The organism is Streptomyces sp. NPDC002870, assembly GCF_042888505.1.
Lineage (GTDB): Bacteria > Actinomycetota > Actinomycetes > Streptomycetales > Streptomycetaceae > Streptomyces.
This window is the reverse complement of sequence record NZ_JBIAPW010000002.1, coordinates 444443-459228: the sequence shown is the minus strand read 5'-3', so window position 1 is coordinate 459228 and position 14786 is coordinate 444443. Positions and strand designations below refer to the sequence as shown.

9 protein-coding genes are annotated in these 14786 nt (G+C 70.8%); 3 read left to right on the top strand and 6 right to left on the bottom strand.

The features are described 5' to 3' along the window. Positions 1-161: 161 nt before the first annotated feature. From glgP to ACFYWY_RS04550, 6 genes are all read right to left on the bottom strand, one after another. Complete coding sequence (glgP, locus tag ACFYWY_RS04575; RefSeq protein ID WP_389179546.1) at positions 162-2837, bottom strand: alpha-glucan family phosphorylase; 2676 nt, start codon at positions 2835-2837, stop codon at positions 162-164. A gap of 140 nt (positions 2838-2977) precedes the next feature. After that, entirely contained in the window at positions 2978-4264 is a 1287-nt protein-coding gene (locus ACFYWY_RS04570; RefSeq protein ID WP_389179543.1) for a flavin-dependent oxidoreductase, read from the bottom strand. Positions 4265-4286: 22 nt separating this feature from the next. Next, complete coding sequence (locus ACFYWY_RS04565) at positions 4287-5408, bottom strand: monodechloroaminopyrrolnitrin synthase PrnB family protein (protein WP_389179540.1); 1122 nt, start codon at positions 5406-5408, stop codon at positions 4287-4289. A 122-nt stretch (positions 5409-5530) separates the two neighbouring features. Then, positions 5531-6946, bottom strand: a complete 1416-nt coding sequence (locus ACFYWY_RS04560; protein ID WP_389179537.1) for an MFS transporter — start codon at positions 6944-6946, stop codon at positions 5531-5533. Further along, positions 6943-8373: a 4-hydroxyphenylacetate 3-hydroxylase family protein gene (locus ACFYWY_RS04555; RefSeq protein WP_389179534.1), complete on the bottom strand. Its 1431-nt coding sequence runs from the start codon at positions 8371-8373 to the stop codon at positions 6943-6945. Before ACFYWY_RS04555 ends, ACFYWY_RS04560 begins: the two co-directional genes overlap by 4 nt. 112 nt (positions 8374-8485) lie before the next feature. Continuing rightward, positions 8486-9439 (bottom strand): AraC family transcriptional regulator, encoded by a 954-nt coding sequence (locus ACFYWY_RS04550; RefSeq protein ID WP_389179531.1) that lies wholly within the window; start codon positions 9437-9439, stop codon positions 8486-8488. Positions 9440-9557: 118 nt separating this feature from the next. Here ACFYWY_RS04550 and ACFYWY_RS04545 point away from each other — a divergent pair, with 118 nt between their 5' ends. The 3 genes from ACFYWY_RS04545 (at position 9558) to treS (ending at position 14731) form a co-directional block, all read left to right on the top strand. Then, entirely contained in the window at positions 9558-10487 is a 930-nt protein-coding gene (locus ACFYWY_RS04545; protein WP_389179528.1) for an SDR family oxidoreductase, read from the top strand. A gap of 531 nt (positions 10488-11018) precedes the next feature. After that, positions 11019-13028, top strand: a complete 2010-nt coding sequence (locus ACFYWY_RS04540; RefSeq protein ID WP_389179525.1) for a maltotransferase domain-containing protein — start codon at positions 11019-11021, stop codon at positions 13026-13028. Continuing rightward, entirely contained in the window at positions 13025-14731 is a 1707-nt protein-coding gene (treS, locus tag ACFYWY_RS04535) for a maltose alpha-D-glucosyltransferase (RefSeq protein WP_389179522.1), read from the top strand. The genes ACFYWY_RS04540 and treS overlap by 4 nt, the downstream gene beginning before the upstream one ends. The last annotated feature ends 55 nt before the right edge of the window (positions 14732-14786 follow it).

The following is a 14786-nucleotide window of genomic DNA, read 5'->3' as shown; positions in this document are numbered from 1 at the left end:
CCCTCCCGTCACGAGCAGAGTGGGGGGGGGGGGGGGGGGGGGGGGGGGGGGGGGGGGGGGGGGGCGGGGGGCGCGGGGGGGGGGGCGGGCGGGCCCCCCCCCCCCCCGGCGGGCGCCCCCCCCCCCCCCCCCCCCCCCCCCCCCCCCCCCCCCTCCCCTCCTCAGCGCATCAGCACTCCCGCGCCCTCCCCCGTCGCCTCCGTCGGCAGCGCCACCAGACCCAGGTCCGCGCTCGCCGCAAGCAGCGGGTGAGTCGGCAGGATGCGCACCGTATAGCCGAACGGGCCCGTGCGGTCCAGGCAGAGCGGCCCCTCGTAGACCCAGCGGCCCTCCATGTCCGGACCGCCCGCCGGCTTCAGCGGGGAGGTCTGGGCGTCGGCGATCGCGTCGTCGGAGTCGACGCGGCCGGCCACCGCCTGCACCTCCACGTCGTCCGGCTGGAGTTCGCCGAGGGCGACCCGCACCCGCAGCGCGAGCGTCGCACCCAGCTCCGCCGTGCTCTCCGCAGCGGCCTCCTCCAGGGCCTCCACATGGTCGACGGCCACCTGTGGCCAGGCCACCCGCACCCGCGCCTTCCAGGCCGCCAGCTCCCGGGCCGCGTCCGCGTCCATGGACCGGTGGGCGCGGGCGGCGGGGGCGTACAACCGCTCCACGTACTCCCGCACCATGCGGCCCGCGAGGACCTTGGGGCCGAGCGTGGTCAGCGTGCGGCGGACCATCTCGATCCAGCGCTGCGGCAGCCCGCCCGCGCCCCGGTCGTAGAAGCGGGGCGCCACCCGGTTCTCGATCAGCTCGTACAGCGCGCCCGCCTCCAGCTCGTCACGGCGGTCCTCGTCGGTCGCCGAGCCGTCGGCCGTCGGAATCGCCCAGCCGAAGTCCGGCTCGAACCACTCGTCCCACCAGCCGTCCAGCACGGACAGATTGAGACAGCCGTTGAGCGCGGCCTTCATCCCGCTCGTCCCGCACGCCTCCAGGGGGCGCAGAGGATTGTTGAGCCAGACGTCGCAGCCGGGATACAGCTTCTGCGCCATCGCCATGCCGTAGTCCGGCAGGAAGACGATCCGGTGCCGCACCCGCGGATCGTCCGCGAACCGCACCAGCTCCTGTACGAGACGCTTGCCGCCGTCGTCCGCCGGGTGCGCCTTGCCCGCGACGACGATCTGGACCGGCCTGGTCGGATGCAGCAGCAGCTCCATCAGCCGGTCGCGGTCGCGCAGCATCAGGGTGAGCCGCTTGTACGAGGGAACCCGGCGGGCGAAGCCGATGGTCAGCACGTCGGGGTCCAGCACCCCGTCGATCCAGCCCAGTTCCGCGGCGCCCGCGCCGCGCTGCCGCCAGGAGGCCCGCAGCCGGTCCCGTACCTCCATGACCAGCTGTTCGCGCAGCTCGCGGCGGAGCTCCCAGATGTCGTCGTCCGGGATGTCGGCGACGGAGTCCCAGCGTTCGGATCCGCCGACGGACAGGGCGTCCTCGGCCCGGCTCGTGCCGATCTGGCGCGCGCCGAGCCGGAACACCTGGGGAGCCACCCAGGTCGGCGCGTGCACACCGTTGGTGACGGAGGTGATCGGCACCTCCTCGGCGTCGAAGCCGGGCCACAGCCCGGCGAACATGCCGCGGCTGACGGCACCGTGCAGGGTGGAGACGCCGTTGGCGCGCTGGGCCAGCCGCAGCCCCATCACCGCCATGTTGAACAGGTTGGCCTCGCCGCCCGGATAGGTCTCCATGCCGAGCTGGAGCACCTTCTCCACCGGCACTCCGGGCAGTTCCCCGCGCTCCCCGAAGTGCCGGGCGACGAGCTCGCGGTCGAAGCGGTCGATCCCGGCGGGGACCGGGGTATGGGTGGTGAACACGGTCCCGGCGCGCACGGCCTCCAGCGCGGAGTCGAAGTCCAGGCCCTGGCCGCCGCTTTCGGGGGACTCCCCCAGTTCGCGGATGCGCTCCAGGCCGAGGAAGCCGGCGTGTCCCTCGTTGGTGTGGAACACCTCGGGGGCCGGATGGCCGGTCAGCCGGCAGTACGTCCGCACCGCCCGTACGCCCCCGATCCCCAGCAGCATCTCCTGCAGGAGCCGGTGCTCGCTGCCGCCGCCGTACAGCCGGTCGGTGACATCGCGCTCGCCGGGGCCGTTCTCCTCGACGTCCGAGTCGAGCATCAGCAGTGGTACGCGGCCGACCTGCGCCACCCAGATGTGGGCGTGCAGCGAGCGCCCGCCGGGCAGCGCGAGGGACACCCGGGCGGGTGTCCCTTCGGGCTCCCGCAGCAGGCTGACCGGCAGCTCGTTGGGGTCGAGCAGGGGGTAGTGCTCCTGCTGCCAGCCGTCACGGGACAGCGACTGGCGGAAGTAGCCGTGGCGGTAGAGCAGCCCGACGCCGATCAGCGGTACGCCGAGGTCGCTCGCGGCCTTGAGATGGTCGCCGGCGAGGATGCCTAGGCCGCCGGAGTACTGGGGCAGTGCGGCGGTGACGCCGAACTCGGGTGAGAAGTAGGCGACCGCTGCCGGGAATTCGGGCCCGGTGGGCCCGCTGTCCGCGGCGGAGCCGCTGTGCGCCTGGTACCACCTGCGCCCGTGCAGGTAGTCGTCCAGGTCGTCGGCGACGGCGGCCAGTCTGCGCAGAAAACGGCGGTCTTGGGCCAGCGCTGCCAGCCGGGCGGCGGACGCGGACCCGAGCAGCCGCACGGGGTCACCTCCTGCCGCCTGCCACCCCTCGGGGTCGACAGCCTGGAAGAGGTCACGGGTCTCGGTGTGCCAGGACCAGCGCAGATTGCGCGCGAGGTCGCTGAGCGGTCGGAGCGGTTCGGGGAGGACGGGGCGGACGGTGAATCGACGAATGGCCTTCACGGGTCCCACCTTCGCAGGGGAGGTACACATCCGAGGGGACGCACGACGGTGTGCGCCTCTCCGTCACCCACAGACGGTAGTGCCGGCCCTGCCCTCGCAGCCACGGCGCACGGCCGTACGGCGGATGCCCGCCGGGGCGTTCAGCGTGGCGCACGCACCGTCGAACCGTAGGGAGAGCCCTGGTTGACGGTCTGCGGGTCGAACGCCCCGGTGGCCGCATACCGTGCGGAAATCTCGGCGAGTTCCGACTGCGGGATCACCTCGTGGATGTCGGTGAAGCCGCCGGGGGCCCGCTCGTGGGCGAGGTTGATGACAACCTCGGGGCCCAGCCGCCGGTTGGCCCGCTGAAGCTCGGTCATGGCGGGCCTGCGCCCGGCTTCGTACGCGGCGAGCGCGTCGGCCGGGTCGCGGTGCATGGCCATGGCGTGGGCGAGGGCCCGGCCGTCCACGATGGACTGGGTCGCGCCATTGGACCCGATCGGGTACATGGCGTGTGCGGCGTCGCCGATCAGCGTCGTACGTCCGAGGGACCAGCGCGGCAGCGGCTCACGGTCCACCATGGGGTACTCGAAGGCGCCTTCGGCCGCCCGGAGCACCTCGGGGACGCTGACGCCGTCGAATTCCCAGCCCTCGTAGTGGTGCAGGAATCTGGCGACGGGCACCGGCCGGTTCCAGTCGCCGCGCGTAGAGTCCCCGACGGATTCGGCGGGCATCGCGAGCGCCCAGTTGACCAGCACCTCGCCGGTGTCCCTGGCCGGCTCTGTCATCGGGTAGACGACGGCCTTCTGACGGTCGTCGCCCGCGATGAACATGAAGGCGCCGATCCGGTCGGCGGGCAGCGAGGAGACGCCGCGCCACACCAGCATGCCGTTCCACGGCGGCTCGCCCTCGCCGGGGTTGAGGGCCGCGCGGACCGTCGAGCGGATGCCGTCGGCGCCGATGAGGACGTCGGGTTCGAGGGACGCCTTGCCGCGGCGGGCGCCGTCGCGGTGCTCCAGCTGGACGCGGGGGCGGCCGTCGGGAAGCGGTTCGAGGCCGGTGACCTTGACGCCGCACACCAGCGCGCCGTGGCCGAGCCGGGTGCGTACCGCGTCGGCCAGCGCGAGCTGGAGTTCGCCGCGCTGGATGGAGAGCTGCGGCCAGTGGTATCCGGCGCCGAGGCCGCGCGGCTCGCGGGAGATCAGGCCGCCGCTGCGGTGGTAGTAGCGCAGCTCGCGGGTGCATAAGGCGCGTTCTTCGAGCCGGTCGAGCAGCCCGAGAGCGTCGAGTTCACGTACCGCGTTGGGCATGATGTTCAGCCCGGCGCCGACCGGCTGGATCTCACTGGCCGCCTCCACGACGGTGACGCGCTCGAATCCCGCGGTGTGCAGGGCCAGTGCGGCGCTGAGCCCGGCTATTCCACCACCGGCGATCATGATGTGGGTCATGGGGTCGGACCTCCTGGGACGGTCAGGCAGCGGGAGTGCGCGGCCGCTCGACGGAACGGTGTACGAGGGTCTCGTTGTCCCGGGTCAGGTAGAGCACCGAGCGAAGCAGCTCGATCGGGGCGCCGCCGCTGCCCACGTCGTACAGCCGTAACTCGTCGCTGTACGCCTTGCGCGCGATGGTCATATGGCGGGCGCGGAAGGTCTTGAGGATGCGGAGCACGCGGGCGAGGGAGGCTGCGGACGCCGCGAGCTGCGGGGGCAGCCGGTCGGTCGCCTCCCAGCTGACGGCGGCGGACAGCTTGGAGACCGCGGAGGTGCCGCCCTTGTGCTTGGCGTAGTGGTCGCGCCAGGACGGGAGGCTGTACTGCACCGAATCGTCGAGGAAGGCGTCGTACGCCGGACTGCTGCGGTCGCACTGCCACAGCGTCAGATCGACCAGCCAGAGAGGCACCTGGGCGGCGGCCGGGCCGAGGTAGTCGACGCCCGCGACGTCGATCTCCTCGAAGTAGGAGCGCATCTCCCGTGCGAAGAAGGCCGGGGAGACATTGGCGACGGTGAAGTCGATGGAGTCGACCATCGACTGCACATGCTGGGCGGTGCGGTCGAGTGCGTGGACGAAGCCCGGGTCGTACGGTTCGAGGCGGGCGAGTTCCGCGCAGGTGTCGAGCGAGGCGACCAGGCTGGGGAAGACCATCCGGACCGCGTCCTGGAGACTGCTCTCCATCCGGTCACCGGTGTACATCCGCTGCCGGGCGCCGAGGGGGTTCCACGTCGTGTAGTGGTGCACCGTGTCGCGGGGCACCATGTCGGTGCGCCGGCCCAGCTCTTCGAGCACCGGCAGGACTTCGGGCACGGCGGCGACGGGCTCGACGCCGTGCCGTTTGAGCGAGCCGAGGAGGATCCCGAGGTCGCGCATGGCGGCGAGCGCGTCGGTGACGGCGAGTGCGGCCACCCGGTCGGGGTCGGGCACCAGGGTGCGCAGGGCGACGGTGAGCGCGGGCGCATCGGCGTGGGCGTTCATACCGGGCAGCGCAGCGAGCAGGGCATCGGCGCCGAGCGGGTCGGCCGCGCGTATCTCGGCTATCCGGTAGCGCGGTTCGTCGTGCAGATCGAGACCGGGCGCGACAAGGTCGTACAAGGTCAACGGAATGCCCCCCTCGGGCAACATCGGTTCATTGGGTGGGATGCGGGTCTGGTCGCGTCACGCAGTCACCGGCCGCTTTCGCCGCATGCGTACGCGTACACCGCACGCTCTCGCCGCACACGTCACTCCACGGGGCCGCCCACAGGGTCCTGGCGCCGTGGCGCCATGGCGGGCACGGCCGGCCGCAGCCGTACGGAGAGCAGGACGGCCAGGGCCGCGAAGGCGGCGCCGGCCAGCAGCGCGGAGCGGAAGCCGGCGGTCTGGGCGGCGGCCGACGATCCGCCGGAGGCGGTGGCGACGGCCACCAGGACGGCGAGTCCGAGCACCGAGCCGAACTGCTGGCTGGTGTTGATGAGTCCGGAGGCGAGTCCGGTCTCCTCGGGCGCGGCCTCTGCGGTGGCGGCCACATTGGTGGTGACCATGACGAGCGGCAGGGCGACGCCGAGGACCAGGCTGGGCGCGAGAACGGTGGAGGCGAAGGTGCCGTCGGCGGTGAGCGCGAGCGCCAGCCACACCATGCCGGCGCAGAGCAGTGCGAAGCCGAGCGTCATGGTGGATCTGAGCCCGACCCGGAAGATGAGGCGGCCGGTCTGCGGCGCGACGGCGACGACGACGAGTGACAGCGGCAGCAGGCCGAGACCGCCGGTCAGCGGGGACTGTCCGAGCACGCTCTGCAGATAGAGACTGACCAGGAAGAACATCGGGAAGAGCGCCATCTGGGCGAGCGCACTGAGGACGTTGGCGTCGCGCAGCGCGGGCCGCCGCAGCACGGCCGGCGGCACGAGTGGGTGGGCGATCCTCGATTCCAGTACGGCGAATGCGGCCAGCAGCACGAGGCCCGCACCGCCCGCGGCGAGGGTGCGGGCACTGGTCCAGCCCGACTCGCCCGCGCCGACGAGTGCGTAGGCGACGAGCCCGAGGCCGCCGGTGGCGGTGAGCGCGCCGCCGAAGTCGAAGCCGCGCTGTGCGCTGCGCGTCCCCCCGTCGAGGAGGCGCGGTGCGAGCAGCCCGAGTGCGAGGGCGACGAGCACATTGAGCCAGAACGTGGAGCGCCAGCCGAGCAGATCGGTGAGCACTCCGCCGAGTACGGTGCCCAGCACGCCGCCGAGTCCGCCCATCGCGGCGAACGCGCCGAGGGCCTTGTGCCGACCCGGCCCGTGCGGGAAGAGGTTGAGCAGCAACGCGAAGGCGGCCGCGGCGGCAAGGGCGGCCCCCACGCCCTGTGCGGCCCGCGCGGCGATCAGCGTGCCCGCCGTCCCGGCGAGGCCGCCGGCCGCGGACGCGGCGGCGAGCAGGCCGAGCCCGGTGAGATAGAGCCGCCGGTGACCGAGGAGATCGGCCGTGCGGCCGCCGAGCAGCAGCAGCCCGCCGAAGGTGATCAGGTAGGCGTTGGCGACCCAGGAGAGCCCGGCCGAGCCGGAGCCGAGGTCTTCGCCGACCGACGGCAGCGCGACGTTGATGATCGCGGTGTCCATGATCAGCAGCAGCTGGGTGGAGGCGAGCAGCGCGAGCGCGGCGCCCGGGCGGGCCGAGGTCACTTCTCGGTCCCCAGGCCGTAGCCGTCGAGACAGGACTGGGCCAGCTGCTCGCAGTTCTCGGCGCCGCCCGCCCGCGTCTGCATGGTCAGATACACGTGCGGGGCGCCGTGGTAGAAGCGCTCGTACTGCTCATGGCGTCCGGCGAACTCCGAACCGAGCGCGTCCCAGACCAGTTTGAGCAGCTTGACCCGGTCCTCGGCCGGGGTTCCTGGCGCACGCAGATACTTCCTCACGACAGGACCGAGCTCGGGGTGGAGCAGATCCCCGGCGGACGCGGGCAGCTGGATGACCCCGCCGCCCGCCAGCAGCTTGATCTCCTGGACGGCGCGCGGGTAGAGCTCGCCGGCCATGATGCGCTGGGCGAAGGAGATCTCCTGGCCGGGCATGACGCCGCCGCGGCCGCCGTCGACCTGTTCGCAGTCGGCCTCGGCGGCCAGCACGAAGGCCTTGGCCTGGGCGACCATGCCGAGCAGCCGCCCGACCGCCTGGGTGACGGCCGGGAGTTGGTACGTCTTGTTGGTGCGGGTCAGCAGGATGGCGAGACCGGTGAGGAATTCGAGCTTGGTCCAGAAGCGGGTGGCCGCCTGGTGCCCGAAGTTGAGATAGGCGGGGGTCTGCCACCACATCGCGGCGGTCGCCTCGACGTTGCGGTAGGTCAGCACTCGCTCCCACGGTACGAAGACGTCGTCGCACACCAGCAGCGCGTCGTTCTCGTCGAAGCGGGAGGAGAGCGGGTTGTCGAAGACGCTGCGGGCCTGTGCCTCGTACGACGTACGCGAGACGAACTTCAGGCCAGGAGTGTCGACGGGCACCGAGAAGCACAGCGCGTGCTCCACGTCCTCGGGGGCCGGCGGCTCGATCGTGCCGACGATCACCTCGTCGGCGAAGACCGCGCCGGTGCCGATCATCTTGGCGCCGCGCACCACGATGCCGCCGTCCTTCTCGGCGACGGCCCGCACCACCAGGTCGTCGTCCCCCTCGCCGGACGGCGGGTTGCTGATGGTGAAAGCCGAGTACAGGTCATTCTCTGCGAGCCTGCGGTGGTACGCGAGGGCGTTCTCGGCGCCGTCGAAGGAGTCGGTGGTGAACACCTGCGGCACGGCCGCGAAGCCCGCGGCGCCGCCCGCCATGTAGTCGGGCGTACGGCCCAGGAAGCCGAAACTCGACTCCGCCCACACCTTGTACGCCCTGCGCCGTGCGACCAGGTCCTCGTAACTGCGGGGAACGGCGAAGGCGCGGTGCAACCCGCCGGAGGTGAGCACATCGCGGTGCTCGGAGTCGTGTGCCAGGTCGTAGAGGTGCGCGATCGACGCCGCGGTGTTGCGGAAGGCGTGGTGCCGGGTGACGTCCTTGACCCGTTCGCCGTCGAGCCACACCTCGCGCCCGTCACACAGCGATTCGAGGTATTCCTGGCCGGACCTGGTCAACGTCTCTCCTCAAACGGCGCAAGCGGAATGGCTCTCGACTCGGTCGAGCCTGTCTCCCGCCGAGGACGCAGGGCAATGAACGACCGTCCAGCGGTGATTAAGAACCGGCCAGTCATGCAGCTGAGCGGCTTCCCGATCGGTACTCGCCCGGCGTCATCCCATACCACTTGCGAAAGGCGAGGTGGAAGCCGACGGCGCTCTGGTATCCGACGCGCACGGGCACGGCCGACTGGGGCAGCGAGGTCTCGCCGAGCAGCCGGGCCGCCTCCTGCATCCGCCGCCCCGTCAGATGCCGGGCGGGCGCCTCGCCGACGAGCTCCCGGAAGGCGGCGGTGAAGGCGGAGCGGGACATGCCGACCTTGCGGGCGAGCGACTCGATGGTCCAGGGCTCCGCGAACCGCGTCGCGATGATCACCATCGCCTTGCTGATGCCGGGATGGCGCAGCACGGGCAGCGAGGAGGGGTTGTCGGCGAGTTCGCGCAGCAGCGGGCGCAGCGCGAGCACCAGCGCCATCTCGAAGGCGCGCAGCGTCACCAGCCGGTCGCCGGGTCCGACCGGGCGGTCGGTGGCGGCGAGCAGCCGCAGCGTGTCGCGCAGCAGCGGCTCCTTGTCCACCTGGGAGCCGTCGAGCACCAGCGCCCAGGGCAGCGCCTGATAGAGGCCGGTGGCGGCGGACGCGTCGTAGTGCAGCCCGGCGCAGAGCAGCCGGCTCTCCGGCCCGTCCCCCTCGATCCTGATCTCGCCGGAGGTGCCGGGCTGCCGTTCGGGGAGTACGGCGCCGAGCGCGACGCCCCGCCGGTCGGGCCGGTCGGAGAGCCGGTGGGCCGTGCCGGTCGGGAACAGGGCGAGGTCGCCGGCGTGCAGTTCGAGCGGGTTCTGGTCCTCGCCGGTGATCCAGCAGCCGCCCTCGGTGATGAAGTGGAGGACGGCGCAGCTCTGTTCCGCGTCGCCCTCGATGGCCCAGGGAGCGCTGACGTGCCATCGGCTGTCGAAAACCCCGGTCAGACGCAGGGGTTTCAGCAGCTCGCTGAGGAGGTCGTCGCTTTCGCTGTCCGTCGCTTGCATTGGACGATCCTTCAACCTCCGCCCCGGTTTGTTAATTGATCGGCCGAACTCGCCGACGCGAGCCTGGAAGAGCCGTGCACGGCAGCAGCCACACCCTATCGAAGGGCTCTCCAGACACATGTCCGATCACATTCCGATGCGCGTAGCGGTCGTGGGGGCGACCGGCTTCCAGGGCGGCGCGACGGCCCGTCTGCTGGCCGAACGGAAGCACCGGGTCCGCACGCTGAGCCGCAAGCCCGCGGCGGACCGCCCGGAGCTCCCCGGCGTCTCTGTCGCCGGCGGCGACCTCGGGCGGTACGAGGACGTACGCCAGCTCTTCGAAGGGGCCACGCACGCGGCGGTGATGCTGCCGCTGGTGTACCAGGCCGAGAAGGTGATGCGGTACGCCCAGTACATCGCGAAGGCGGCGCGCGAGTCCGGGGTGCGGCGGCTGGTCTACAACGCGAACACCCGCATCCCGGACCGGACCACGAATGTCGCGGCCTTCGAGACCCGCAGGCTCGCCGAGACGGTGTTCCGCGAGAGCCTCACGCAGAGCGGCGTGGAGCTGGTGGTCGTACGCCCGCCGGTCTATCTGGACAACCTCTTCAGCCCGTGGAACGGCCCGGCCCTGGTGAACGAGGGCGTGCTCGCCTACCCGCTGCCGGCCGACGCGCCGACCGCGTGGATCTCCCACCGGGACCTGGCCGAGGCGGTCTACGCGGCGCTCACGGTGGACGGCGTGGCGGGCCGCACTTTCGACATCGGCGGCGCGCGGACGCTGACGGGCCATGAACTGGCGACGGCGTTCGGCCAGGGGCTCGGGCGCGAGGTCCGCTACGTACCGCTGGAGCCGCTCGTCTTCGAGCAGGGCCTCGCGCAGATCCTGGGCGCCGAGTCGGCGGCCGGGGTGGCGGGGATCTACCACTACATGGCGACGGGGCTGGAGCCCGGCCTGATGGCGGGCGACAAGGGCGCGTCTGCGGAGGCGCTGTCGCTGAAGCCGTCGCCGGTGGACGAGTGGGTGGCGCGTCAGCCGTGGCAGATGTGGTCGGGGGAACAGTCATGAGGGCGACGAGGAGGCCCGAGCCGAGCTGGGGCGCTGAGCCCAGCTGGGGCGCGGTGATCTGAGGCGGCAGGGAGGTACGGGTGCGGGTGCGGGCCTCGACGCGAAATGCGTCGGGGCCCGCGTGCTGTACGGGTCGACGGAAACCCGATCCCGCATCCCGCACCGCGAAGACCTTGTGCACCCAGCTGCGCCCGAGCAGTGCCGCATCCCCCGGGAGAAGACCCCCGGACCCCCAGCAGAAACCCCGATCCCGCATCCCGCACCGCGAAGACCTTGTGCACCCACCTACGCCCTAGTAGTTAACAATCCACCGGATTGCCCACCCGAACCCCATGGGAAGGCTCATTCGGTACGCAGGCCCACCGCACCCCTCTCAACATTCTTTTCCGCCCACCCGAGTGAACGCGGACAGGAGCGGCCATGCCCGCAGCACGCCAGTCGTCGGCCGAGCAGCTACAAAGAAGCACCCGTATCCCTAAAACGGACCATCCTGCTCAATCCGCCCTGCCCGCACAGCCCTCAGGTGATCTCATGATCGGTCGCATCCCCGTCCTGGACGTCCGCCCCCAACTCGACTGCGGAAGAAGGCCCGCAAAAGCCGTGACCGGTGAGACCTTCCAGGTCACCGCCACCGTCTTCCGCGAGGGCCATGACGCGGTCGCCGCCAACGTCGTTCTGCGCGACCCGAGCGGACGCCCCGGACCCTGGAGCCCCATGCGCGAACTCGCGCCCGGCACCGACCGGTGGGGCGCCGACGTCACTCCGGACTCCGAAGGGCGCTGGACGTACGCCGTCGAGGCCTGGAGCGACCCGGTCGCCACCTGGCGGCACCACGCACAGATCAAGATCCCCGCCGGCATCGACACCGCGCTGGTGCTCGCCGAGGGCGCCGCGCTGTACGAGCGCGCCGCCGCCGGGGTGCCCAAGCGCGACGGCCGGGAGGCCGTGCTCGCCGCCGTCGACGCGCTGCGCGACGAGGCGCGGCCCGCCGCCGCCCGGCTCGCCGCGGCCCTCGCCCCCGACGCCCGCGCCGCCCTCACCCGCAACCCGTTGCGCGAACTGGTCACCGCCTCCCGCCCGTTGCCCCTCATGGTGGAGCGCCGGCGCGCGCTCTTCGGCTCCTGGTACGAGCTGTTCCCGCGCTCCGAGGGCGCTGTCGTCACCGAGGGCGAGCCGCCCGTGTCCGGCACCTTCCGCACCGCCGCCGAGCGGCTGCCCGCCGTCGCCGCGATGGGATTCGACGTCGTCTATCTGCCGCCCGTCCACCCCATCGGCACCACCCACCGCAAGGGCCCGAACAACACCCTCTCCCCCGGCGCCCACGATGTCGGCGTCCCCTGGGCCATCGGCTCCGCCGACGGCGGCCACGACGCGCTCCACCCCGACCTCGGCACGTTCGAGGACTTCGACCACTTCGTCGAGACGGCGGGCGCCCTGCGCATGGAGGTCGCCCTGGACTTCGCGCTCCAGTGCTCACCCGACCACCCCTGGGTGGAGAAGCACCCCGAGTGGTTCCACCACCGCGCGGACGGCTCCATCGCCTACGCCGAGAACCCTCCCAAGAAGTACCAGGACATCTACCCGGTCGCCTTCGACCAGGACTTGCGCGGGCTGGTCAACGAGACCGTGCGCATCCTGCGCTTCTGGATGGACCACGGCGTACGGATCTTCCGCGTCGACAACCCGCACACCAAGCCCGTCGTCTTCTGGGAGAAGGTGATCACGGACATCAACCGCTCGGACCCGGACGTGATCTTCCTGGCCGAGGCGTTCACCCGGCCGGCGATGATGCACACCCTCGCCGCCATCGGCTTCCAGCAGTCGTACACGTACTTCACCTGGCGCAACACCAAGCAGGAGCTGACCGAGTACCTCACCGAGCTCTCCGGCGACGCCGCCTCGTACATGCGCCCCAACTTCTTTGTGAACACCCCGGACATCCTGCACGCCTACCTCCAGCACGGCGGCCGCCCGGCGTTCGAGGTGCGAGCGGTGCTGGCCGCGACGCTGTCGCCTTCCTGGGGTGTTTACGCCGGCTACGAACTGTGCGAAAACGTCCCCGTGCGAGACGGAAGCGAGGAGTATCTGGACTCGGAAAAGTACCAACTACGGCCGCGCGACTGGGAGTCGGCGGAACGGGAGGGTCGCACCATCACGCCCCTGATCACCTCTCTCAACCGGATCCGGCGCCGCCACCCCGCGCTGCAGCAGCTGCGCGACATCCACTTCCACCACACCGACAACGACGCGGTGATCGCCTACTCGAAATCCGCCGAGGGCCCTTCGGGACCGAACACCGGCGACACCGTCATTGTGATCGCCAACCTCGACCCCCACCACACCCAGGAGGCCACGGTCTCGTTGGACATGCCGCAACTCGGCCTCGACTGGCACGAGAGCGCACCGGTGCGCGACGAGCTCACCGGCGAGACCTATCACTGGGGCAGGGCCAACTATGTGCGCCTCGAGCCGGGCATCACGCCCGCGCACATCGTCGTTCTGCGACCGTCCCCGCCGATCGGAGGGTCACCCACATCATGATCGTCAATGAACCCGTCCACGACCTGTTCGAGGACACCCCCGCCAAGGACCGCGACCCCGACTGGTTCAAGCGGGCCGTGTTCTACGAAGTCCTGGTGCGATCCTTCCAGGACAGCAACGGCGACGGCATCGGCGACCTCAAGGGCATCACCGCCAAGCTGGACTATCTGCAGTGGCTGGGCGTGGACTGCCTATGGCTGCCACCATTCTTCAAGTCCCCTCTCCGGGACGGCGGTTACGACGTCTCCGACTACACCGCCGTCCTCCCCGACTTCGGCGACCTCGCCGACTTCGTGGAGTTCGTGGACGCCGCGCACCAGCGCGGCATGCGCGTCATCATCGACTTCGTCATGAACCACACCAGCGATCAGCACCCGTGGTTCCAGGAGTCCCGCAGCAACCCTGAGGGACCCTACGGCGACTACTACGTCTGGGCCGACGACGACAAGCAGTACCAGGACGCCCGGATCATCTTCGTCGACACCGAGACGTCCAACTGGACCTTCGACCCGGTGCGCAAGCAGTACTACTGGCACCGCTTCTTCTCCCACCAGCCGGATCTCAACTACGAGAACCCCGCGGTGCAGGAGGAGATCGTCTCGGCGCTGCGCTTCTGGCTGGACCTGGGCATCGACGGCTTCCGTCTTGACGCCGTGCCGTACCTGTACCAGGAGGAGGGCACCAACTGCGAGAACCTGCCCGCCACCCACTCCTTCCTCAGGCGGGTGCGCAAGGAGATCGACGCGCACTACCCGGACACCGTGCTCCTCGCCGAGGCCAACCAGTGGCCGGAGGACGTCGTCGACTACTTCGGCGACTTCACGGCCGGCGGCGACGAATGCCACATGGCGTTCCACTTCCCGGTGATGCCACGGATCTTCATGGCCGTACGGCGCGAGTCCCGCTATCCGGTCTCCGAAATCCTCTCCAAGACCCCGGCGATCCCGCAGAACTGTCAGTGGGGCATCTTCCTGCGCAACCACGACGAGCTCACCCTCGAGATGGTCACGGACGAAGAGCGCGACTACATGTACGCGGAGTACGCCAAGGACCCGCGGATGCGCGCCAATATCGGCATCCGCCGAAGGCTCGCGCCACTGCTGGACAACGACCGCAATCAGATCGAGCTGTTCACGGCGCTGCTGCTGTCGCTGCCCGGCTCACCGATTCTGTATTACGGCGACGAGATCGGGATGGGCGACAACATCTGGCTGGGCGACCGGGACGCCGTACGGACCCCGATGCAGTGGACACCCGACCGGAACGCCGGATTCTCCTCCTGCGACCCCGGCCGGCTCTATCTGCCCACCATCATGGATCCGGTCTACGGCTACCAGGTCACCAATGTCGAGGCGTCGATGGCCTCGCCGTCGTCGCTGCTGCACTGGACCCGGCGGATGATCGAGATCCGCAAGCAGAACCGTGCCTTCGGGCTCGGCTCGTACACCGAACTGCCGTCGTCGAACCCGGCCGTACTCGCCTTCACCCGCGAGTACAAGGACGATCTCGTGCTCTGCGTGCACAACTTCTCAAGGTTCGCGCAGCCCACCGAGCTCGATCTGCGGGCCTTCAGCGGACGGCATCCGGTGGAGCTGATCGGCGGGGTGCGGTTCCCGGCCATCGGCCAGTGGCCCTATCTGCTCACTCTCGCAGGCCACGGCTTCTACTGGTTCCGGATCAGAAAGGACACCGTAACCGGCTGACCCAAAGTAACGAGAGGTACCTCCCGCGGGGCGGTTTCCGCCGCCCCGCACCGGG

Excerpts from the sequence above, each read along its gene's own strand:
- ACFYWY_RS04570 (WP_389179543.1), bottom strand. The coding sequence starts at position 4,264 with ATGACCCACATCATGATCGCCGGTGGTGGAATAGCCGGGCTCAGCGCC.
- ACFYWY_RS04550 (WP_389179531.1), bottom strand. The coding sequence starts at position 9,439 with ATGCAAGCGACGGACAGCGAAAGCGACGACCTCCTCAGCGAGCTGCTG.
- ACFYWY_RS04545 (WP_389179528.1), top strand. The coding sequence starts at position 9,558 with ATGTCCGATCACATTCCGATGCGCGTAGCGGTCGTGGGGGCGACCGGC.
- ACFYWY_RS04540 (WP_389179525.1), top strand. The coding sequence starts at position 11,019 with ATGATCGGTCGCATCCCCGTCCTGGACGTCCGCCCCCAACTCGACTGC.
- treS (WP_389179522.1), top strand. The coding sequence starts at position 13,025 with ATGATCGTCAATGAACCCGTCCACGACCTGTTCGAGGACACCCCCGCC.